Annotated in this window: 19 protein-coding genes; 2 read left to right on the forward strand and 17 right to left on the reverse strand. The window is 44.9% G+C overall.

The genetic code is table 11. The features are described from left to right. Nucleotides 1-54: 54 nt before the first annotated feature. The gene (locus tag QWY22_RS14245; protein WP_300981485.1) at nucleotides 55-1,041 is read right to left on the reverse strand and encodes a LacI family DNA-binding transcriptional regulator; all 987 of its coding nucleotides are present in this window, start codon (nucleotides 1,039-1,041) and stop codon (nucleotides 55-57) included. Nucleotides 1,042-1,162: 121 nt separating this feature from the next. Beyond that, nucleotides 1,163-1,840 carry a hypothetical protein gene (locus QWY22_RS14250; RefSeq protein ID WP_300981486.1) on the reverse strand — a complete coding sequence of 226 codons (678 nt, stop codon included), beginning with the start codon at nucleotides 1,838-1,840 and terminating at the stop codon, nucleotides 1,163-1,165. Between the two features lie 131 nt (nucleotides 1,841-1,971). On the opposite strand from QWY22_RS14250, the gene QWY22_RS14255 reads away from it, so the two are divergent. Continuing rightward, a complete protein-coding gene (locus QWY22_RS14255) occupies nucleotides 1,972-2,445 on the forward strand; it encodes a hypothetical protein (protein ID WP_300981487.1) in 474 nt (157 codons plus the stop codon). 46 nt (nucleotides 2,446-2,491) lie between these two features. Here the strand turns inward: QWY22_RS14255 and QWY22_RS14260 are convergent, their stop codons facing one another. The 11 genes from QWY22_RS14260 to QWY22_RS14310 all read right to left on the reverse strand — a co-directional run bounded on the left by QWY22_RS14260 (nucleotide 2,492) and on the right by QWY22_RS14310 (nucleotide 16,414). Then, the gene (locus QWY22_RS14260; protein WP_300981488.1) at nucleotides 2,492-2,821 is read right to left on the reverse strand and encodes a hypothetical protein; all 330 of its coding nucleotides are present in this window, start codon (nucleotides 2,819-2,821) and stop codon (nucleotides 2,492-2,494) included. 104 nt (nucleotides 2,822-2,925) lie between these two features. After that, nucleotides 2,926-4,296 carry a M20/M25/M40 family metallo-hydrolase gene (locus QWY22_RS14265; protein ID WP_300981489.1) on the reverse strand — a complete coding sequence of 457 codons (1,371 nt, stop codon included), beginning with the start codon at nucleotides 4,294-4,296 and terminating at the stop codon, nucleotides 2,926-2,928. Nucleotides 4,297-4,409: 113 nt separating this feature from the next. Continuing rightward, nucleotides 4,410-5,552, reverse strand: coding sequence for a YeiH family protein (locus QWY22_RS14270; RefSeq protein ID WP_300981490.1), 1,143 nt, complete (start codon nucleotides 5,550-5,552; stop codon nucleotides 4,410-4,412). A gap of 135 nt (nucleotides 5,553-5,687) precedes the next feature. Further along, nucleotides 5,688-6,893: a DegT/DnrJ/EryC1/StrS family aminotransferase gene (locus tag QWY22_RS14275; protein ID WP_436836763.1), complete on the reverse strand. Its 1,206-nt coding sequence runs from the start codon at nucleotides 6,891-6,893 to the stop codon at nucleotides 5,688-5,690. 131 nt (nucleotides 6,894-7,024) lie between these two features. Further along, nucleotides 7,025-8,386 carry a phenylacetate--CoA ligase family protein gene (locus tag QWY22_RS14280; RefSeq protein WP_300981491.1) on the reverse strand — a complete coding sequence of 454 codons (1,362 nt, stop codon included), beginning with the start codon at nucleotides 8,384-8,386 and terminating at the stop codon, nucleotides 7,025-7,027. A gap of 60 nt (nucleotides 8,387-8,446) precedes the next feature. Further along, complete coding sequence (locus tag QWY22_RS14285) at nucleotides 8,447-10,300, reverse strand: polysaccharide biosynthesis protein (protein WP_300981492.1); 1,854 nt, start codon at nucleotides 10,298-10,300, stop codon at nucleotides 8,447-8,449. 37 nt (nucleotides 10,301-10,337) lie between these two features. Next, entirely contained in the window at nucleotides 10,338-11,033 is a 696-nt protein-coding gene (locus QWY22_RS14290) for a CpsD/CapB family tyrosine-protein kinase (RefSeq protein ID WP_300981493.1), read from the reverse strand. Continuing rightward, the gene (locus tag QWY22_RS14295) at nucleotides 10,975-11,763 is read right to left on the reverse strand and encodes a YveK family protein (protein WP_300981494.1); all 789 of its coding nucleotides are present in this window, start codon (nucleotides 11,761-11,763) and stop codon (nucleotides 10,975-10,977) included. The genes QWY22_RS14290 and QWY22_RS14295 overlap by 59 nt, the downstream gene beginning before the upstream one ends. Nucleotides 11,764-11,801: 38 nt before the next feature. After that, nucleotides 11,802-12,227, reverse strand: a complete 426-nt coding sequence (locus tag QWY22_RS14300) for a DUF4870 domain-containing protein (protein ID WP_300981495.1) — start codon at nucleotides 12,225-12,227, stop codon at nucleotides 11,802-11,804. Between the two features lie 167 nt (nucleotides 12,228-12,394). Further along, the gene (locus QWY22_RS14305; RefSeq protein ID WP_300981496.1) at nucleotides 12,395-13,090 is read right to left on the reverse strand and encodes a response regulator transcription factor; all 696 of its coding nucleotides are present in this window, start codon (nucleotides 13,088-13,090) and stop codon (nucleotides 12,395-12,397) included. 21 nt (nucleotides 13,091-13,111) lie between these two features. Then, nucleotides 13,112-16,414, reverse strand: coding sequence for an ATP-binding protein (locus QWY22_RS14310; protein WP_300981498.1), 3,303 nt, complete (start codon nucleotides 16,412-16,414; stop codon nucleotides 13,112-13,114). Between the two features lie 336 nt (nucleotides 16,415-16,750). Between QWY22_RS14310 and QWY22_RS14315 the strand changes: the two genes are divergently transcribed. Continuing rightward, the gene (locus QWY22_RS14315) at nucleotides 16,751-17,674 is read left to right on the forward strand and encodes an LCP family glycopolymer transferase (protein WP_300981499.1); all 924 of its coding nucleotides are present in this window, start codon (nucleotides 16,751-16,753) and stop codon (nucleotides 17,672-17,674) included. A 538-nt stretch (nucleotides 17,675-18,212) separates the two neighbouring features. On the opposite strand, the gene QWY22_RS14320 is transcribed toward QWY22_RS14315, so the two are convergent. The 4 genes from QWY22_RS14320 to QWY22_RS14335 all read right to left on the reverse strand — a co-directional run bounded on the left by QWY22_RS14320 (nucleotide 18,213) and on the right by QWY22_RS14335 (nucleotide 22,753). Next, entirely contained in the window at nucleotides 18,213-19,286 is a 1,074-nt protein-coding gene (locus QWY22_RS14320) for an alpha/beta fold hydrolase (protein WP_300981500.1), read from the reverse strand. 177 nt (nucleotides 19,287-19,463) lie between these two features. Then, entirely contained in the window at nucleotides 19,464-20,462 is a 999-nt protein-coding gene (gene pdxA, locus QWY22_RS14325) for a 4-hydroxythreonine-4-phosphate dehydrogenase PdxA (protein ID WP_300981501.1), read from the reverse strand. Next, nucleotides 20,449-21,747, reverse strand: coding sequence for a four-carbon acid sugar kinase family protein (locus QWY22_RS14330; RefSeq protein ID WP_300981502.1), 1,299 nt, complete (start codon nucleotides 21,745-21,747; stop codon nucleotides 20,449-20,451). The genes pdxA and QWY22_RS14330 overlap by 14 nt, the downstream gene beginning before the upstream one ends. A gap of 13 nt (nucleotides 21,748-21,760) precedes the next feature. Beyond that, a complete protein-coding gene (locus tag QWY22_RS14335) occupies nucleotides 21,761-22,753 on the reverse strand; it encodes a 2-keto-3-deoxygluconate permease (protein WP_300981503.1) in 993 nt (330 codons plus the stop codon). Nucleotides 22,754-22,876: the final 123 nt, after the last annotated feature.

A 22,876-nucleotide genomic window follows, 5' to 3' on the forward strand; every position in this document is an offset into this window, starting at 1 on the left:
AAAAACACTTACACTTAGAAGGATATTTCAAGTTGTCTAAAAAGTCAATATCTATTATGTAGTTGCCCGCTCGATTAATCGCCCATCCACTTCAAGTGTTTCTGCAGCTCCTGTATACTCGGCAATTTCTTCCAATAAATAAGCTACTGTAGCATGAACCATTTTGTCGATTGGCTGTTCCCAAGTAGTCAATTGGTATGCCGGCCAGGACGCCATTTCAATATTGTCAAAACCGATGACTTTCGTTTGCCCAGGCACTCTAATGGAATTGGCCTTTAATGCATCCAATACGCCAAGCGCCATAATATCATTTGCTACAAAGATCGCTGAAGGCATATCTCCTTCTGCAACCATACGCATTGCTGTTTTAAAGCCGCCGTTATACGTGTAATCAGAAGAATAGTGGCGATAACGTGCTTTTTTCTGTTTCAAAACTTCCTGAAAGCCCTTTTGCCGATCCCTGCTTGTCGAGGTATCTGCATCCCCGGCAATATAAGCCATTTCCGATATTCCTCTATCAAAGAAATATTCCGCCACTTTACGCCCTGCGTCCAAGTTATTGCAGCTGACCGAATAAAATTCTTCAGAATTTAGTTTACGGTTAAAGAATACTACGGGAATTTTATTTTTCTTGAATTCTTCTCCCACTTTTAACGCCATAACTGCATCTGTGATAATAACCCCTGCGACATTATAATTCAGCAATGTTTCCACGTCTTCTGCCTCGATCTCGTCATTATTCGTATGGACGAATAAGATGCTGTATCCTTTTTCCTTGAATGCTGCTGCAAATTGCTTTAGCACTTGAGGATAAAACGGATTATGCACACCTTTCATGACAATGCCGATGATTTTTGTCCGATTGGTAATCAAACTGCGGGCAAATTCATTTGGGCGGTAACCGAGTTCTTCCGCTGCAGCCATAATCTTTGCACGGGTCTTCTCCGATACTTTCGCCCCTTCAAAAAACACGCGTGATACCGACGACTGAGAAACCCCTGCCAATTTCGCTACATCTTTTGCCGTTACTGTGTGTTTCAAAGCTCTCAACCCTTTTCGCTAATCTCGAACTCTAGAATACACTATTTGGATATCGTTGGCATCAATTTATGCCATAAAATTGCAGAACACCCCCGCTTCATGGCATGGGTGTTCTTTTTTATCACTCAATTGATTCTAAACTGGAAGTTACAATATATTCTTCCTCACCTTCTGTCATTTTGAACTCCCGTTTTACTTCACCAAATTCTTTAACGAAATATGAGCGGAGCATCGCACCGTCTTCACTCGTCTGTTCCAGCAAAATTGCTCCGTCAAAGTTGCGGTATGGCGTTTCCACTTGTACATCGGTTTGGATGACAGCCATCCCTTTGACTTGATCTCCTGCCGCAATCGGCAATTGATAATAAAGGGAAATCGGCTTTAACGCCTGCAGCTCTTCTGCTGTTGGTGTGTACTCTTCGTAAAACTCCGGCTCTTCTTTCACCAGTTCTGCCCGGCTTTCTCCAAGCCGGTATACCCGTAGAATGACCGTTCCTCCATTATCTTCATAAACGGCAATATGACCTTCCGGCAAGTACGTTGTCCGCAACGTAAAAGCAGCATATTCGTTGCCTTCTCCTTTATACTTGGCGATCGTTCCATCTTCCATAAAATAAGCATAAAGATCTGCCTCATTTCCATCCGGTTCCTCTGCTTCAATATCATTTTCAGCAGCTTGATCCACGCTCTCTGGAATCTTATTTTCTGGCTCGGGTGTCCCTACTTCCGGCATAACCGGATCTAATCCACAAGCTGACAGCAGCAAAACGGATAGCAGGATAAGCCATATGCGCTTCATCTGAATTTCTCCTTTTTGCATTAGACGTGCTTTTTGGGTCAGCGTTACAAAATATCCACAAATAAGTTGGCAGATTCAGGATTTTATTGGTAAAATCTATTTTTAACAGTGCAAATTAGGTGAGGGAAATTATGAAGAAAAAATTATTAGCAGCCGGGATTATCTGCAGCTTTTGGCTGGCCGGCTGTTCAAACGACATAGAAGAAAAAACGGCGAAGGATTCGCAAGCAGCACAAAGCAGTACGAATCTTGAACTATTGGATCAGCCTTTTGAGAAAATCAGCCTGCAAGAATGGGAAACTATCCATTTAACACAGGAAGACTTTGATCTTTTTTTATCGGAATTAGCTGCTGAAGATGCGAAAGGCACAAAGAAAGTTGCCGGAATCAAAAAAGATTCCCATGAAATCATCATTACACTGGCTAATCGTGATGGAGAATCACTCGATAACTTGATGGCAGCACCTTTCATCGATACGGAGGTGCGGACCGCTTATCTCCATTCCGCATATTATGAGGGCCAGCAGCCAAAAATCATCGTCAAGGACTTATCCGGCATTGTCCTGTCTGAGGCATCCGAAGCACTGGAACCTGTAGGTCCATAAAGACTGAAAAGCCGTGCTGGAAGAACATTCTTCCGGCACGGCTTTTTCATGCATTAAATGAATCGCCATAAATGGGCTTGATGTGTAAGTTGTAATGCTGCTTCGCCTCGTCAATTGAATAAATGCCGCCCGGCACTTCACCTTTTTCGAGTTTTTCAATATGCACTTCCACCAAATCAGCAAAATACTTGCCGCAGGCGATTTCGTTCGGATATTGATTCCTTACTTTAGCGACGAGGGCGTCATCCAGTGTTTCATTGAAAGCATAGTATAAAGCTGCATTCACCACGGTCAAGCTTTCTCCGCTTGCATTGGAGATCATATAAAAATTGCCGTAATCGTCTTTTAACAAATCCCGTTCTGCCATTAGTTCCATACAGGCCGCCTCCTTTAATCTCTCTTACCCTATACCCGCTCTTCGAAAGGTTTAACACCTTGAAAAGCAAGAGAGGCTGCCATGTGTTTCTTTTGAGCACAAACTCAGAAAGTCATTTTCCCAATGGCTTCAATGACGTGGCAAGTACATTTGATGCCATCGGTAAAATCAGCAATGCCCATCTTTTCATTGGGTGAATGGTTGGCTTCATCAAAGTTGGCATATGGAACAATGACTGACGGCGTCTTTAGCACGTCGGTCCAGACATAATCAGGCAAGCTGCCGCCCATACTTGGCTGCATAACCGGTTCCTGCCTGAATGCTGTGCGGACAGCCGGTTTTATTACATCAACGATTTCAAGATCAGCAGAAGTCCGGGAAGGCTTCATGCCGCCTAAATTTTTCAATTCAATGTCCGGCGCATGTTTTTTTACATGCGCTTCGATTTTTCGGAAGATATCATCCGGGTCCTGGTCGACCACCAACCGGATATCCATTTTTAAGACGGCTGTCGATGGAATGATCGTTTTTGACCCTTCCCCGCCGTATCCGCTGGTAAATCCCGCAATGTTAAACGTCGGTTCCAGTGTCAGCTTCCGGTAATACTCTTCCTTTTCCATATTGAAATCGGCGTAGCCGACTTGTTCTGCGATGTTTTTCCGGTCAAACGGCAAACTGCGGATCAATGCTTCTTCTTTTTCTGTAATCGGGCGGATCCCATCATAAAAGCCCTCGATTAAGATGCGGCCTTCTGAATCGCGCATCGTATTCAGCAAATCGATGAGGTTCCAGGCGGGATTTGGCACAATGTTCCCTTTGTTGCCGGAATGGTTATCCCAATCGGCACCTTTAGCCATCATCTCGATATATGTAATCCCCCGGACGCCTAAGAGAACCAGGGGGGCACCGCTGTCATGCTTCGGACCATCTGATGTGTAAACCAAATTGGCTTTCAGCAGGTCTTTATTTTCCGCTACAAAAGCCGACAGGTTCGGACTGCTGACCTCTTCTTCCCCTTCAAACAGAAATTTGATATTAATCGGCAGCTCCCCTATAGCATCCTGATAACTTTTAATCGCCAGAAGCTGTGCCATCAATTGTCCTTTATTATCTCCGACGCCGCGGCAGTAGATTTTCCCGTCGCGTACAGTTGGTTCAAAAGGAGGCGACAACCATTCTTCAACAGGATCAGCCGGCTGAACGTCATAATGGCCATAAATCAATAAAGTAAAAGCTGACGGGTCGCGGATGATTTCTCCGTAAATAAAAGGGTTGCCAGCAGAAGGCATGATGGTCGTTTCAATTCCTATGTTTTCCATCAACTCTTTCAGCGTATTGCAAGCTTCATCAATCCCTCTATTTTCAGCGCTGACGCTCTCAATGCGCAGCAAGCTGTAAAGCGTTTCCAGGTATTCCTCTTTTCGTTCGTCGATAAGGCCTTCTATAGATTTCAATGCATCGCTTAATTCCGGCATTTTCACATTCCTCCTTTTTCTTTGCCATCTATTATATCTTAAATAAGCCCGCTATAACTTCTAATTGTCACTCAATTCAAAAAGAGCTTCCTTGTCAAAAAGGAAGCTCTTGCTTATACCTTAATTAAATCACCGAATAAGGAAATCAGCAGCAAGCTGACGCCGCCCACTGAAATCGCAGCAATCAATCCGATGTAAAACGGCTTAATGCCAAGGCCTTTGAAGATTTTCAAGTTGGTTCCAAGCCCTACTCCGGCCATGGCAAGGCCCAACATATACGTCGAACCGAACGAACTCCAAAAGCTATAGAAGTTTTCACAGCCTTCCGGAGTAAACAAGCTAAACGCTTGCCCGCTCGAAGAGACTGTAGCATCTCCAATTGTCCGGACTAAAGACAGAAACAAGAAACCCAAAATGAACAGCGGGAAGAGCTTGTACCATTTCGGCAATGCCGTTTTCTGTCCGTTTTTATTGCCGTTTCTAAAAAACAGATAAGACACAAACGGAATGACGACGATTATAAATAAATTGCGGGTCAGTTTGGTGATGGTTGCCACATCAACAACCGTATCCGCTTCATACATTTGATCGTATATAAGAGCTGCGCCTGTCACTTGCGCCGTGTCGTGGATGGCTGTTCCTAAGAATAATCCGGCTTTGATCGGCTCGTCTGCGAAAAAGGCATGGGCAAGATAAGGATAAAAAAGCATTCCCAATAAACCGAATATCGTGATGTTTGCCACCGCATAAGAAATTTCATTTTCTTTCGCTTTAATTACAGGCGCTGTCGCCATGATGGCCGTGACCCCGCAGATGCCAGTACCCGTCGCAATCAATGTTCCAAGGCGGTTGGACTGGTTCATTTTATTTGTAAAAAACAATGTGACAAAAAGACCGACCGAAATACACGCAATAATCAGCGGCAGCCCCCAGGCTCCCAACTTCAAGGCTTCCGTTAAGCTTAAGCGCAGGCCAAGCAAAATGATGCCGGCACGAAGCGCGTATTTTACAGCCAAACTGATGCCTTTTGAAAAAAGATCCGGCAAGCCGACCATATTGCGTATCACAATCCCGATCAAGATGGCCACGAAAATCCCCGATACCGGACTAGCGCTTCCCTCCGGCAAAATGCCAGCCCCCAGCAATAGAACGCCGATCCATTTAGCGCCGTAAATCCCAGCCAGCATCACCACTAAACAAATCAACAATCCCGGAATATAATTTCCTATCGAAACCTTCTTCAATTTGTCCGCCATTCTCTTCATCCTCACATGCATTTAATTATATATCACTAAAATACTTTTATAATTCTAGCATTAAATATGGACTTGAGTGGCTTTCTGGGCTCAAAACAAAAAAGCCTATCTTAAAGACAGGCTTTTGCTTAACTTTTAATGTTGTAAAAACAGTCCCTTGACCACTTCAATCACGCGCATTTGCTGATAGACCGTCATATTCGATCCGGAAGGAAGGCATAATCCGTGACGGAATATTTTATCGCTGACTGCTTCCCCGTCGCCGTGGGCAAAGAACTGGGTGCCTTTGAAAAGTTCCTGCTGGTGCAGCGGGTTCCAGACATTGCGGGATTCGATGCTTTCGGCTTCAAGTGCACTTTTAATGATTTCCGGCGTCAATGAAGTCAGCTCCGGATCCAAAGTGAATACACTTAGCCAACGGTTGGAATACGTTTCTTCAAGTTCAGGCTGGAAACGGATTGCCGGAATGTCTTTGAAGCCTTCTGCGTAGCGTTCGTACACTTTACGTCTCGCTTTGACGCGGTCATCGATAGCTTCTAACTGCGCCCGCCCGATTCCGGCAAGGACATTGCTCATGCGGTAATTGTAGCCCACTTCATGGTGTTTGTAGTAAGGAGCCGGATCTTTTGCCTGGGAGCCGAGGAAACGCGCTTTTTCCAGCGCATTCAAATCATTAGCAACCAGCATGCCTCCGCTCGAAGCGGTGATGATTTTATTGCCGTTAAAAGAGTAAATGCCGAATTCTCCGATTGTCCCGCTTTTTCTTCCTTTATACAAAGAACCTAAAGATTCAGCTGCATCTTCAATCACCGGCACATTGTATTCGTTGCAAATCGCCATCAATTCATCCATTTTAGCACTTTGCCCATATAAATTGACGACGATGACCGCTTTTGGCAAATGCCCTTCTTTATCCGCAGCAGCAAAAGCTTTGCGCAAAGCGATGGGAGACATATTCCATGTCTCTTCTTCAGAATCGATGAAAACCGGTTCTGCTCCGGCGTAAAGAATCGGATTCGCGCTTGCCACAAAGGTTAGGCTTGAACAGAATACCCGGTCTCCTGAGCCGATTTCCAACAGGCGGAGCGCTAAGTGAATCGCCGCTGTTCCGGAGCTGAGCGCTGCTCCTCCAGCAGTCCCGACATAAGCCGCCAATTCCTCTTCAAACTTGTCCACATTCGGCCCAATGGGTGCTATCCAATTGGTTTCAAATGCTTCATGGATATATTTCATTTCATTTCCCGTCATGTGCGGAGAAGACAAAAAGACTCTTTCTTTCTTTTCCACAGAAGATATAAAGATGCTTGTTTGTTTGTTCTGTTCGATTGGAAGGATTTTCATCGTTTCGTCCACTCCTCTCTGTCCGGCATATCATCCAAATTCACCAAGGGAATGATAGTTTGATTCGGTAGGTTGTTGCTGTTCAAATGTCCCATTAAGCTGCGTCCACTCCTTTAATGATTTCACATTTTTCAGTTCACATTATTGATGATCAACTTAAATTTATTGTTGGCGTAGGGCGGAATTTCTTCAACAATCCGGATATTGAATCGCATGTCTTTGCCGAAGATGTATTCCATCTCTTCATGAATGTTTGCCGTTACGGCGTTGGTGTACCCTTCCGCCGCTTCGACCATCACGTCGATCACATCACGGGAATTTTGGATAAACTGTATCTTTCGGATGCTGCCCGAAAATTTGCTGCTGGCCATCGACATATAGAGAGCGGTGAATTTCCCTTTGCTCTTCGATTGGAGATAGTCATTTTTCTTGCCTTTCAGTTCCTTTAACACCGGATGGGAATTGCCGCATTCGCACATTTTTTCATCTTGCAGCAGTTCAATCCGTTCTCCAAGGTTATAGCGGATCAACGGCGTGCCGTACGTATTGAAACAGGTGATGATCATTTCCTGGTCTTCGGTTGTTTCAATTACGCCGGAGCTTAAGTTGTAGTGAAGCTTCCCTTTTATGCATTCCGTTATAAAAGGCGCTCCTTCCAAGGAAGCGTAGTGATAACGGAGCGGACAATCAAATGCCTCTTCGATTTCCTTCCGGTAAGCTGGAGAAAGTGTTTCGGCTGTTGTGAAAATAGCAATTGGCTTAAAAGATAAAATGATATTATTCCGGTTGATGTACTTTGCTACTTCATAAATGGCGGAAGGCACACCGTCAATAAAGTCCGGTTTATAGCTGTCCAGGTTATCCACAAATGCCTTTGCATTGGGTTCAATGCAGTAATACGAGGAATAGAGGCGCTGTTTAATGGAGTAATTGTCCCGCCAAAAAACTTTTTTCTGCTGCCGTTTTGGAATGAAGCGGTCCGAGCTGAAAGTGGCCCGCTTCATTTCCAAATTGATGACGCCATGCTGCTTTTTGAAAAAATCGAGAAACGCCATGTGTTTTTGCACATCTTCCTTTGTAAACAAGATTTTCAGAGGGATGCCAGCCGAATCAAGGGTATAGGCAACCAAAGCCGACTTTTCAGAAATTGTGTACATCGACTCAATATGATTTCTGACCACTTCTTTCTCCAAAATCGGCAATTTCTTCAGATCTTCCACATTTTGAATCGTGGCAAGATCGATGTTTTTATACAGATCCCGGTAAAATGGGCTTTCCTCATATGCATGTTTGATCAATTTCTGCATTTCCTGCTGCTGGTACTCCTTTTCATACGCTTGATCTGTGTAGTCGCGCTGGCCAAGTTTTTTTAGAAACTTAAAATATAAATGGCCGTATTTCTTTTTGGTTTCAATATATCCCTCAATGCTTGTTAAAAGGTTTTGGAAGTAAATCGGCGAATTGTCGTATATTTTCATTGTAAAATCACGCATTCGCACTTCCTCCTTTAAATGTAAATGATGGGCCGGACCATGTTTCCTGCCAAATGGCTATTAAGCATATTCGCCTTTTGCCTCTACTTTCCAACCGTCCTGCCACTCCGGTTCCGGGCGCTTGCGGTTTGCCAGCTTCAGCAACACTTCCTTCGTTTCTTCGGCATCCATCTCAGGAAGCTGTTTGATGACCTTCAGCATCTCTACTTGGCCAATCGGGGTGGATTTTCCGATATAAATTTTCGGAAAAATCTTTTCTTCCTGAATTTCACTGGCATCGAGCAGTTCTTCATACAATTTTTCGCCTGGCCGCATGCCTGTAAATTGAATTTTGATTTCGTTTTCTTCATAGCCGGACAACTTGATCAAATTGCGGGCAAGATCGACAATCTTCACAGGTTCTCCCATGTCCAGAACGAATACTTCTCCTCCGGAAGCCAGGAGGCCTGCTTGAATCACCAAGCGCGACGCCTCAGGAATGGTCATGAAGTAACGGGTCATTTCAGGGTCGGTTATCGTAATCGGGCCGCCTTTTGCAATCTGTTCCTTAAATAGCGGCACCACACTCCCACGCGATCCGAGTACATTTCCAAAACGCACCGCTGAGAAAGTGGTTCTGCTGTTGATTGCCAGATTCTGTACGATCATTTCCGCAAAACGCTTGGTTGCTCCCATGATATTCGGCGGATTGACCGCTTTATCGGTCGAAATCATAACGAAGCTGTCAACTCCGTATTTGTCTGCAGCTTCCGCAATGTTCTTCGTGCCGAACACATTGTTTTTCACCGCTTCCAGTGGATTCGCTTCCATTAGCGGAACGTGCTTATGGGCAGCTGCATGATATATCATATCCGGCCGGAACTGGTTGACTACCTGGAAAATGCGTTCCCGGTCCTGGACATCTGCAATAATGGGAATAATTTCTGTCGTTTTCGGCACTTTTCTGCGAAGCTCCATATCAATGGTGTAAATGGAGTTTTCTCCATGGCCCAGCAACAAAAGGCGCGACGGGTTGAAGTTGGAAATCTGTCGGCAAATTTCTGAGCCGATCGAGCCGCCGGCACCCGTTACCATCACCGTTTTCCCTTGGACCTGCTCTTCGATTGCTGCCATATCCAGCTTTACTTCCTCACGTCCGAGCAAGTCTTCAATTTTCACATCTCGGATATCGCTGATCTTAATTTTTCCAGTCATTAAATCTTCGATACGAGGCAGCGTTTGTGTTTTGGCCCCGGTGTCGATGCACATTTTCGTCAATTCGGCCATCTCTTTTTTCGAAAGGGATGGAATCGCAATGACAATCTGATCAATTTTATGGTCAGCTACAAATTCAGGAATTCGTTCAAGAGAACCTGCGACCTCAATTCCGTTGATTTCAAGCCCCCATTGCGTTTTATCATCATCTGCAAAGATCACTGGATTTCTTCCCCATTCCGGATTTTGCTTCATATGCCTTGCAATCATTCTGCCTCCCTGTCCCGCCCCTACTACCATTGTGCGGCTGCTCAGTATCGCTTTTTTCTTGATTTTGCCTTCCTGAAGGATTCTCAAGGAAATCCGGGAAGCTCCGATAAAGAAAACCAGCAACATCCACGAAAGCATCAAAGTCCTGATATACAGCTGGCTTGAATATGCATACTGCATGATCATCGCTACAAATATAGTCAACGACACAGCCACAACAATTGATTTCAATTCGTCAACAGATGCATAAGACCAGACTTTGCGGTATAAACCGAAATGCCAGGCAAACGAATGGTAAGCAATGAAAAGCGTGACCGTACTAATGAATAGCATTTCATTGGACAGCACGCTCGCATACGGATACAGAAACAAATAACAAGCATAGATGGAGGAAAGAAGGATTAGTGAGTCAATGAAGAATAATGAAATGAACCTTTTCTTTATCGTCAATTGAATTACCCCATCTCATCTTTCATTTTAAAAAGCCTTAGCTGTTGTAGTTATGGTAATAATAATTTTCTTTGGTAAGCTCATAATTATTCATTACAACGCCGAGGATAAATGCTTTTGAAGTAACAAGTGCATCTCTCGCTTTTTTGACGCTGTCTTTTTCTGTTTTGCCTGTATTCACTACCAAAACAGTAGCATCACACTTATTCGCTAATATTTTTGAATCGGTGACTGCTAATAGAGGCGGAGAATCAATGATGATCAAGTCATACCGCGCTTTCATTTCTTCCAGCAAGTCGTCGAGCACTGGAGAACTGAGCAGCTCTGCCGGATTTGGAGGAATCTGGCCGCACAGCAGCAGATCCAGCCCGGTGATACCGCTTCTTTTCACACAGTCCTGCAATCGGCCTTTTTTCAAAAGCAGATTGGACAAGCCAATTTTGTTGCTAAGATGGAACGAATGGTGCAGGGTCGGCCGCCTCATATCGGCATCGACTAGCAGCACTCTTTTTCCTGCCTCTGCAAAGACAATGGCCATATTGCAGGAAGTTGTTGATTTTCCTTCTTCTTTTGCAGCCGATGTGAACAAAATGGTTTTCGTTTCATGGCCTGGCAAGGAAAAATTGATATTTGTCCGGATGGTACGGTACTGCTCGTTCACCAATGCTTGGGGCTTAGTATGACCCACCAATTTTCGGGTTGCTGACCCCTTTGATTTTTTCTGCGTCCACATCAGCTATCAACTCCTTCTTTTCGTTAATATTGGTTGTCCGTTTGTATTCCTTGCTGCCTGGTACATTGCTGACAATTCCGAGTACTTGAAGCCCTGTGATTTCTTCAATATCTTCTTCTTTCCGGATTGTTGTATTCATTTGCTCAACCAGGATGGCAAGGCCTGTTCCAAGCATAAAGCCGATAATTGCACCGATGGCCATATTAAAGAGAGGGTCCGGCTTGACCGGTTCAGGATCTACCGGCACGATTGCCGGTGCCAGGATGTTGACATTATCGACATTCATCAAGGTTTTGATTTTTGCCTGGAAAACGGAAGCCGTCGTATTGGCGATCAGTACAGCGCGCTCCATCGAAGCATCTTCCACTTCCAGCGTGAGGATCTGGGCATTTTCTTCACTTGATACGGTAATGCTCTTATCCAGGTCTGAAACAGATTCTTTCAATTCCAGTTCTTCAATTACTTCCGATAGAATAGCGGGACTCTTGATGATAATGTTATACGTTTCAACCAATTGAATATTGGCATCGATATTCAAATCGTTGGACTGGAGCGAGTTGGTGATTTTCTGGTTCACTAAAATTTGTGTGGATGCCTGATAAATCGGCTTCATCATCGTGTAGCTAACAATTCCGCTCAATGCGACAAATAACAAAGTCACAATGATGATCAGCGGTAGCCGTTTACGTAAAGCGATTAAAAATTCTTTTACATTGAACGTACTTTCCATGCCTTACACCTCTATTTCTAATTGTTTTTGAACTGATTTTAATGCGCTTGCTTTTCTGCAATTTCCCCGATGTAGGCAATTTTTGAATACTTGCCGTTATAGGCGTTCAGCATAAGAATGATCCAAAGCACCAAGCCGATCGGCGATAGGATTACACCGGACAGCCAACCCACTACAGGCAGCATGCCCATGGTGACAAATACAATTAAAAAGCTGATCGATAAATAAATGGATTGAATTGCATGGAACCGGACAAATCGATTTTCTCTTTCAATCAAGAGAAGTACGAAGCCTGTAAAAAAACCGAGCAGATAAGCCAGAGAGCCAGCAATATTTTCATGAAGCCCTATGGATGTGCTGTCCGGACTGACAGCGCCTACTTCTGCCGGCCGTTTAAACACTGTTTGTTTATCCAGATTGCTTAAGTGCTGTTCATCAGACATTTTGAAATTATTCTCAATCATGTTCTGTTCCTCCTTCATTGATATCAATCATTTGACCTAATACTAAATAGACAAGGTTAAAAAGAAGTTAAATAGTTTTAATTATTAAAATATTTTTGAATAAAAAAATAAATACCCCTATCTTTTGTCTTAGAGACAAAAGATAGAGGTATTATAAGTGATTCATTTTACTCAGTTGCAAATTTATAGCCAAACCCTCTGACGGTACGGATATGCAAAGGATTGGCCGGATCCTTCTCTACTTTGCGCCGCAAATTGCTGATATGGACTTTTACGGTCTGGATGTCCCCTTCCGAATAATAGCCCCAAATACGGTCATACAATTGTTCAGCGGTCCAAACCCGGTTTGGCGTCTGGGCAAGCAGCAGAAGCAACTGGAATTCTTTATGGTAAAGGTGGACCGGCTTGTCGTCAATATACAGCTCCCGTGCATCAATATGAATTTTAATATTGTTGTACTGCAAGACCGAGAGCTTCTCTTCTTCTCCATTGGTCCAGCCATTTCTTCTTAAAATGGCCCGGATGCGCGCTTCCAGCTCGTTGAAATCGAACGGTTTTGTAATGTAATCGTCGCCTCCGGCTTCAAGCCCCTGTATTTTATACGAAAGCTCTTTGCGGTAACTGACAAAAAGAATAGGCATTTTTGTCTGCATCCGGATTTGTTCGCATACTTCCAAACCATTGATTCCTGGCATTTCAATATCCAGCAAAATCAAGTCCGGATTTTCTTTGGCAAGCTTATCCATGGCTTCATAGCCGTCTTCAGCATCAATGACCTTGTAGCCTTTTTTAATTAAAAACAACCGGATCAACTCACGGATTCCTTCTTCATCTTCTACAACGAGCACAGTAGCTTCACTCATAAAATCCCCTCCTTACAGATCTCAGAAATTTAAAGGCAATGCGATGTAGAATACACTTCCTTTGCCCACTTCGCTTTCTGCCCAAATCTCCCCTTTATGCGAAAGAATGATTTCTTTTGCGATGGCGAGCCCAAGGCCGCTGCCTTTGTATGTGGCTGAAGCATCCATTTTGAAGAAGCGGTCAAATATATGCGGCAGTATATCTTTGTCGATTCCGCTTCCGGTGTCCGCTACTTTTATGATGACTTCACCGTCAAACTCTTCCAGATCCAACACTGTGTCTTCTTTATCGTGGGTAAACACTTCAGCAGACACCGTAATTTTTCCATCGATGGATGATGTATGTTTGACAGCATTCCACAAAACATTCGAGAATACTTGATCAATCCGGTCCACATCGATGGACAATGCCATTCTATCCTGCCAAGGCTCATGCTTTCCTTTTTGATGTTCAAAAATGCGCCCGCTTTGCGTTACATCATACTCCATGCCCAGAACGAGGCGCTGAAGCCAATCTCCTAATTTCACTTGTTCAAAGCGCAAAGTCATGTTGCCGGATTTGTATTTCGAAAGCTCGACCAAGTCTTCGGTCAGCCGTTCCAGCAACAGCAATTTATTGTGGATCATATCCAAATACCTTGGATTCTTTTCATCAATCAAACTCTCTTTTACAGCTTGGATGTAGCTATGGATCAGTGTAATCGGTGTGCCGAGTTCATGGGAAATCGTGGACAGCATCTCATTGCGGGATTTTTCGATTTCCTGAATTTCATCGTTGACCGTCACCAAGTTCATATTGGTGATTTCGAGCGCCATGGTCCGTTCTTTAATATTGCGTTCCAGGAAATAATTGATATTGGTGATTTCCTGAGTCAGGCTTCGTAAATTGGCCAGTGTTTCGACCCGTGCCATAAACTCTTCTTTGTCGCATGGTTTCACCAAATAGTCATTTGCCCCTGCAGTAAAGGCATTGGTTTTATGCTCGAGGCCTTCCTCTTTCGACAGCATCAGGATCGGCAATTCCGTTAATGTGAACTTTTTCCGGATGCTTCGGCTGAGTTCGTCTCCAGACATATCCGCCAATTCCCACTCCAATATCACCATATCAATGGGCCGTTCTTCAAGCAGCTGCAACGCATCTTCCCCGCTAGTCACTCCAGCCACTTCATAGTCTTCACGCATCAGCTGATAGGTTACCATCTGGCGGTTCACACCTTCCGGATCAACTACCAGAATCCGTATCTGTTTTCGGTCGAATCTGCGCTGGGCCATGGTATGCGCCAATTCTTCCGATGACATTTCTTCTACAACCAGATTCCCGTTCGGTTCCGGTTCTTCCAATTCTTCTTTCACGTAAATTGGGAGCGTAAAACTGAAGATGGAACCGGTCCCTACTTTCGACTCAACTTCCACCCAGCCGCCCTGGAGTTCAACAAGCCGTTTGGAGATATTCAAACCGATTCCTACACCCCGGCCTTCGCCATCATCGGATTCTTCCGGGCGATAAGGTTCAAAGAGCGAAGAAATCTTGTCTTCTTGTATCCCTTTGCCGGTATCGCGTACAGAAATTTTAATTTGTTTCCCTGTTTTTTGGGCGGAAACAACGATTTCTCCGGTTTGCGTATATTTCACAGCATTGCCGATCAAGTTGAAAAGGACTTGCTGCACCCGGTCCGGATCAGCAATGACAAGAGGCAAATTATCGGAAATGGTATGATACAAGGCAACTTGTTTCTCTTTGACGAGCGGCGCACACAGCGTGATGACTGTTTCTGCCGTATCGGCTAAATGGACCGGTTCAACATGGATATCCAGTGTGTTTTGTTTGAGCTTTGAAAAATCAAGGATATCGTTGATCATATGCGCCAGTTTTTTCCCGCTGGAAATGATTGTGCCCAGTTGATGGGACATTGCTGGGGAAATTCTTCCCGCTGACATTTCCTGCAAGGATTCCGCAATGCCAATCATGCCGTATAAGGGCGTCCGCAGATTATGGGAAGTCACAGCCAGCAGCTCATCTTTCCGTTCATTTGCATGTTTTAATGATTCCATGGCAAGCCGTTGCCGTTCAATCGCTTTTCTTTCCAGTTCGTATTTCTCCTGCCTTTTTACATCAGCTTTATCAGCCAATGCCAATGCTATCAATAAAACTCCTAGGCATACTGCGATATACCCGGCATGATGCGACCTTCCGGTAAAAGGAATATTTCCTGCAAGGGTCAAAAATGAAAAGGCTGTTCCAAAAAACAAAAAGAAGGCGGCAGCAGCAAAATAACGGGAATAAATAATCCCTTTTTGTACACTGAAGATAGCCATGGAAAAAATAAACGCCAGACTGGCGATGAGCATTGCCGGGATTAGCCAACGGGCCCCCTCATTCGAAAAAAGCAGCATGGCAATTCCAGCTAAACTGGTGATGCTCAACAGTTGGAATATGCGCTTGGCTCTCGTCAAATGGCGGCGCACATCCAGAAAGTTTTCGGTAAACAGAAGCACAAATACATTGGAGAAGCCGGCAAGCAACAATAAAAACTGTTCATTAAGCCATAGTAGATCCGGCCAAATAAATGTCAAGGTCAAGCCAGCCATTGAAGTAAAAGTAAAGATGAATGAAAATGCCAAGAACACGAAATACAAATAACTCAATTGGCGGACTTTTATAAACTGCGCGAAATGGTAGAGCAATACAACAAACAGAATGCCGCTGACAATTCCAATAAACACTGTGGTCGTACGGGCCTTTTCCTCAAACCGCTTCGACTCCCAAATAGATACCGGAATTTGAAGAGGGCCTTCTGATTCAACCCGCATATAGTATGTTTTTATCGCTCCTTCTTCCAATTCCAAATTGTATACCAGATTCCGGTGGTAAACTTCGCGTTCCTTCAAATCACTGTTTCTTCCAAGTTCTTTCGCTGAATAACCCCCGTTTTCAGCCGGCGAATACAAAGTTGCGCTGCTCAAGGATGGAGCTGCAACTTCAAGCAGCCAGGTTTTATCAGGCGATGCATTCTGCACTTGAAAGCGAAGCCAGTAAACGGTCTCCGTAAAGCCTTTATTTAATGCCCCTTCAATATTCGGCATGAATTGCATGTCCATAATAGGGCGGGTCATGTCTTCAATTGTAAAATCTCCTTGACCGTCTTCGAAAATATACAAACCATTTTCTATTTCCAAATGAGTCTGCGAATCGCTCAACTCCAGAATCTGTTCACTTTCAATGGGATGCGGCGGCTCATTTCCGCTGCCCGCTAGCATCAATAATGCCCAAAAGACAAATAGGAATTTCATCGCCCAAGATATATTCTGATAAGTTGAAGACATATAGAAACACCTCTGTTCTTTAAAAATCACTTTCGCCTTCCGAAACCACATAAAAAATCAAAAATACCTTATGTATCTTTAAATACTACCATTAAATAAATTATTCAGAAAATTTGAATCTAATTGCTTACATATTATGTCTTTAAATTAGGTTGTTTGATTTACAAGAATCATACCATTTATCACATAAAATGAAAACTTATTTATTTCTGAAAATTCAATTAAAACTATTGACCTATTAGTTCAAACCAATTAAGCTATAAAAAAGAAATAGATGATGTCCTTTGTCTTACATTTCAAATTAGGGCATTCGATACCCTGAAAGAGGTGAAAAACATGGTCAAACACAATGGCGGCAGTAGAGCTAGAAAAAAAAGCCGTTGGGTCACTCGCTCGATGGTATTTCTCCTTTTGGCCGGAATTGTATATTTGGTGATTCTTTTTCCTAAAGCTTCTAATACACTGGATGAAATCCATCAGCCTATTGCAAGAGAAGCCTCCCCTTTGCGCGAAGAAAAAGTAGTGCTGGAAGAAAAGAATCCCATTTCCGTTCTGCTGTTGGGCGTTGATGAGCGCGAAGATGACCGCGGGCGTTCGGATACAATGATTGTATTGACCATCAATCCTACTGGCAATTCCACTAAAATGGTCAGCATCCCGCGGGATACGTACACAGAAATCGTCGGGCTTGATAGATTGGATAAAATCAACCACGCCTACGCCTTCGGCGGAATTGATATGTCGCTTGATACGACGGAAAAGCTACTGGATATTCCGATTGATTACGTGGTGCAGCTGAATATGGAAGGATTTAAAGACGTCATTGATGCTTTGGATGGCATTACCGTCGACAACGCCTTTGCCTTTGATGACTTCAAAAAAGGGGAATTGACCTTAACCGGCGACCAGGCTTTGGACTTTGTGCAGATGCGAAAACAAGATCCTAACGGCGATTTCGGCCGGCAGGACCGGCAAAAACAAGTCATTCAAAGCATTATGTCGGAAGCTGTTTCCGCCACGACCCTATTCAACTATCCAAAAATTTTTGACGCCTTGGGCAATAATGTCAAAACCAATATGGAGTTCAGCGAGATGATCGACATCCAAAAAAATTACCGCAGCGCTTCAACCGATGTCGAACAGCTAGTTTTTGAAAAAGGCTACGGCGAAACCATTGGGGGAATTTGGTATTATATGATGGACAAAGAGGAATTATCTGTTGTCAAAGCAGAACTGAAGGGGCATTTGGGATTGAAATAGAGGAAAGCCAACCGCTGCAATTTGCAGTGGTTGGTTTGAGCTTGGAGACAAAAGAATTTTTATACATGCTAGCTGAATAAATATCCGATTGGAGAGAAAATCCCGGATCCTCCGTTTCAGCCGGACGCATTCCGCGGGCTCGCGCCGAACTAACTCGGAACTTACGTCCCGAGTGGATTTCGGCACTTCGCTATCCCGCAGGAGTCGCCGGCTTTCACTGCGGATCCTAAACATGGGGCTACCCAAAGTTGTCGCTTTCCTTCTTTAACTAGATGATTGAACTTCATTCGGTTACGCGTTCACTTTCGGATGAAAGAGAGACGCCCCAACCGGTCCGGCCACGGAGACTCCTGTGGGACAGCGAAAGCTGAAGACCCCGCAGGTGCGAAGCGGCGAGGAGGCTGAAGCTGAGCCCACGGAAAGCGAAGTGGCCGGTCCGGTTAATTTTATGCGTCTCTATACATTCCATCTAGCCTTTGTATACAGTCTGAAGCCAACCACTGCTGCAGTGGTTGGCTTTTTTATATTCAGTAGCTTTTCATTGTTCGACAATGCTTTCCGATACCGGTACTGCCAGCAATGCTTTCAAGTGTTCGTCGATTTGGCCATGGTAGCTGGGCCCTTCTCCGCCAAACAAGCCAAAGTGGCCTGCGAGGCTGCGGATGACTTTCAGCTCACTGTTTGGAATCATTTGCTGTTCCCGCTCGCAATCAGCGGGCGGGAAGAACATGTCTGTGTCAATCGGCATCACAAATACTTTTGCTTGAATGCGTCCAAGCGCTTCCGCTAAATTGCCGTCTGCCAATCGGCTGACATCGCCGCGTTGCCATTTCCACGCCATAGCGAGCAGCGCATTTGGATCCATCATCTGAAAGAAAGGCTCAAGAAATCCTTCTACTAGTTCTTCGGCAGACTCCACCCCAAACAAGTCCCATTTCTCGAGATTGAAAAACTCCGAACAAAAACCCATTACCGCCCAAATATCCGCATGCCGCTTCAGTCCATCCGCGACTTCTGCGTTTGACCGGTATTCCCCAAGGTTCCACCCTGGATCAGAAGTGATCGCGTCAATCAAAGTCTGGGTGAACAAAAAATCATGGATGGTGTTTTTAGCAGTGCCCGCAATCGGTGCTGCCCGTTTGACCATTTCCGGATACCGGACTGCCCATTCATACGTTTGCTGTGCCCCCATCGAACCGCCGACTACAAGCGCCACTTCCTGTACGCCAAACAATTCCGTCACTAGCCGGTGCTGTGCCCGTACGTCATCGCCGATGCGCACCTTCGGAAAACTTTGCATGCTGACGGGCGGCAGGCTATTGTGCGGAGAACTCGATAATCCGTTTCCGATCTGGTTAATGACAATGATAAAATATTCAACCGGATCGAGTGCTCTGCCTTTTCCTATGTAAGATTCGTAATCTTTGCTCGTCCCTGAAAACCACGTTGGCATAATAATGACATTGTCTTTTTTCTCGTTCAATTTTCCATGTGTTGCATAGGCCAGTTTGCAGTCGGGAATAATGCCTCCCTCTTCCAACTCAAAATTCCCCAAATTGAAAAGTTTATATGGACCGTGCTTATCCTGTGAATAAAAAGCGTTTTCAATCATTTTCTTTACCACCTTCCCGTTGTCTTTTGGCCAGAGAAAAGTGCGTTGTCTGCTAAATCAGAATTTCCAGCCTTTGAATTTCATTATATAGTCTTTCAAATATTTGTAAATACTGAATTTTCTAATAAAACTAACAAAAAAACCGTCTATGCAAAAGCATAAACGGGTGCAATCCTGTTATTTTTTTGGCGCCAGCTCTACCGCCTGGCGAAGTGCCTCCACTAAACTTTTTTCATCTGCTTTTCCGGTCCCAGCAATGTCGAATGCTGTTCCGTGATCGACGCTGGTCCGGATAATCGGCAGGCCTACGGTGATATTAACTCCCGCTTCAAGCCCCAGCACTTTAACGGGTGCATGGCCCTGGTCATGATACATCGCAACAACAATATCAAAATCTCCGCGGACCGTACGGAAAAACAGCGTATCAGCAGGCAGCGGCCCTTGGACATCAATGCCTGCCGCTTTCGCTTTTTCTACTGCCGGAATCACTTTTTCTTCTTCTTCACCATACCCGAACAAACCGTTTTCCCCTGCATGCGGATTGATTCCGCACACGGCGATTTTCGGGTTTTCAATTCCCGCTTTCGTCAAGGTGTCATGGGCCAATTGAATAACGTGCAGGACCCGTTCCGGTGTAATCATGTTGATGGCATCTATAATACCGACATGCGTCGTTACATGGATCACTTTTAAATTCGGTGCAGACAGCATCATGGAGAAATCTTTAGTGCCGGTCAACTCAGCCAAAATTTCCGTATGCCCGGGATACATATGGCCGCCTTTTTGAAGGGCTTCTTTATTCAATGGTGCTGTACAAATGGCATCGATTTCCTTCGCATTTGCTAGGCTAATCGCTTTTGCCAGGTATTGAAAAGCTGCGTTTCCCGCTTCTGGCGACACTTGGCCAACCGGCAAATCTTCAGAAAGCAAATTTAAATCCAGGCAATCGATGGCCTCTCTTTCAAATTTCGCTTCTGAAGGCTGGCTGATGCGGTTGATGGATTTTGTGCTTCCTGTAAATCCTTTTGCCCGTTCCAGTATGGACGCATCGCCAATGACAAACGCCCGGCTTGATTCGTGTACAATGTCATGTTCAAAGCTCTTCAGTATAATTTCAGGCCCAACGCCTGCTGCGTCTCCCATCGTAATTCCGATAATCGGTTTAATTGTTTGCATGCAGTCCAGCTCCTTTTAAATAATTCACAGCGTTAACCAACGAATCCGGGTTGCCGAAACCGCCAGCTTTTGTCACAGCCATCATTTCTTTGCCATTCCATGTTACCATACCAAGCGGCATGCCCGGCTCCACTTCAAAAAGCAATTCCATATCCAGAATGCCAAGAATGCTGCAAATATCTTTTGCCGTATCGCCGCCAGTCATAATAAGCGCATCAATATCGGCCGCTTCCAGTGCAGCCTGTACCAGATGCCCGAGCCCTTCCGAGATGCCTTTGCCTGTCCGGTTTGGTGTCCATCCATTCTCCGCTGCCCATAGGCGAACCTTTTCCCGGTTCTGTTGCGTGCCGGCGACATAGAGTGCCGCACTGTCCCAGCTGTCGGATTTCATCAAAACTGAAAGTTCTTTTGCAGCCTGTGCCGGGTCCTTCAGCAATTGGAGCGGATCGATTTCAATTACTTTTGTTGCCTTTCTCATTTTCAATTTCTGCAGCTGTTCCAAGGTTTTGGAAGATAAGCTGCCCGATACTACCAATACTTTTTCTGCAGGTCTTTGCAGCGACTGTATAGGAGGGCTGCTTTTGGAGTGTTGGGTATATAAATGATGGATCAACCCAGCAGACCCTGCCCAGCCGACAGCCAAGTCCAATTTGGAACCAAGCGCTGCCAGCTCGCGAAAATCCGCTTCTTCCGTTGCATCGCAGACAACCCAGCGCACCCCGGCTTGCACTTGTTCACGCACCCATGATTCGGGGCTGTCAGAAAAGAGCAGGCCACGAGTCAAAACCGCCGTTTTCATCTGTCCACTCTCCAACAAATCGGGAATATAGCTGTGCGGGACCGGTGTTTTCGGATCCTGGCCAAATTCGGTTTCTGCAACCGGAATTCCATTGACGTACAAAATTCCGTTTTCGACAGTTCTCCCCATATCCGGAAAAGCCGGCGCAATGAAAAGAATATCCACCGCTGCAGCCTCCTGCATTGCCTTTAATTCTGCCGGTACGCTGCCTCGCATCGTGGAATCCACTTTTTTATAAAATTTTTTTACACCCCGCTTTTTTAAACGGGTTACTTCCTGCCAAACGGCTCGGTAAGCATCTTCCGCTCCCATAGCCCGGCTGTCGGTATCGACAATCCATACGTCTATTTCAGAATCGCCTCTATGCTGCAGGTCGTCCGTTTCGGCAATTATGACTTTTGACTTCAAGCCTTTCTGCGCAAGCCTGACGCCGCTGTCGTTCGCTCCTGTAAAATCATCCGAAATGATGCCAATTTGAGCTGTCATTGTCTGCACTCCTTCAAGCACCTTTTTTGATCAAGGCTCCATTATCAAACATAAATCCTTTTCGTTCTAACCGTTTTACTAAAAACGCAATGTACAAAGGCAGCAGAATCGCCGTTGTAACAGTTGAAGCGGCCACTTGCACCGTTGCGATATCCACCATTGAGACAAAACTGGCGTTGGCAGCTGCAATGGCTGCCGGCGTCGCTACTGCATTTCCAGCAGTCGAACCTTCTGCAGCGCCCACAATCGGATTCCATTTCAGCGCTTTGAAAATCATATATCCTGCTGTTCCCGTAATGAAAACCGTCATTAATCCAAGGGCAATTCCGCCAAGCCCGCCTTCAATGATGGCTTGGAAATCAATGCCCATCCCAAGTGCAAAAGCAAAGAACGGAATGAGCATGGCGCTTCCCTGATCAAGGAATGAACGCATGTCTTCGTCCAAGTTCCCTAAAATCATACCGATAATGATGGGCAGCAATACCGCGATAAACGTGATTGGCGAAAACAGCCCTTCAACGAATCCCATCGTTCCGAAAATAACCAATGCTACCATCGTTAAAAAAGGCCCGTCATTTAAAGCTAATAATGAATAAGCAGCCCGATCGTCCTTTCCACCGTACTGGCCGACCAGCGCCATGTATAAGCCGCCGTTGCTGTTCGTCATTGCGGCGATAACTGCAATCGGAGCAATTCCGAGCCACAAGCCGTTGTCACCGGCAAAGAGATAGGCAATCAGGCCGACTGCCGCTCCAACTACCCACTTTGTCGTCAATAGGGTTGCACCTTTCGCCAATGACACGCCAAACATTTTTACATTGATCTGCGCTCCGGTGCAGAGCAGGAATAGCGCGATTAGCGCATTGGCGCTATCGACAAACAACGCTTCTGTAAATCCGCCGATTCTTAACAAATCCGGTGCCAAGGTATTGATTGTTGCAGCCAAAAGCAAAGGGACAACCATCATTCCTCCAGGAATGCGTTCCAGGGTCTTTTTGATTTTCATTTTCTTTCCCTCTTTTCCTCTGAAATTAAATTGATTGAATTTTTAATAAGAAAACGCTTTCAATAACACTATAAAAAGTTCTGTATAAAAAAGCAACGATATATTTTGTTTTTTACTAAAAAA

Origin of the sequence: Planococcus liqunii (assembly GCF_030413595.1) — a bacterium.
Lineage (GTDB): Bacteria > Bacillota > Bacilli > Bacillales_A > Planococcaceae > Planococcus > Planococcus liqunii.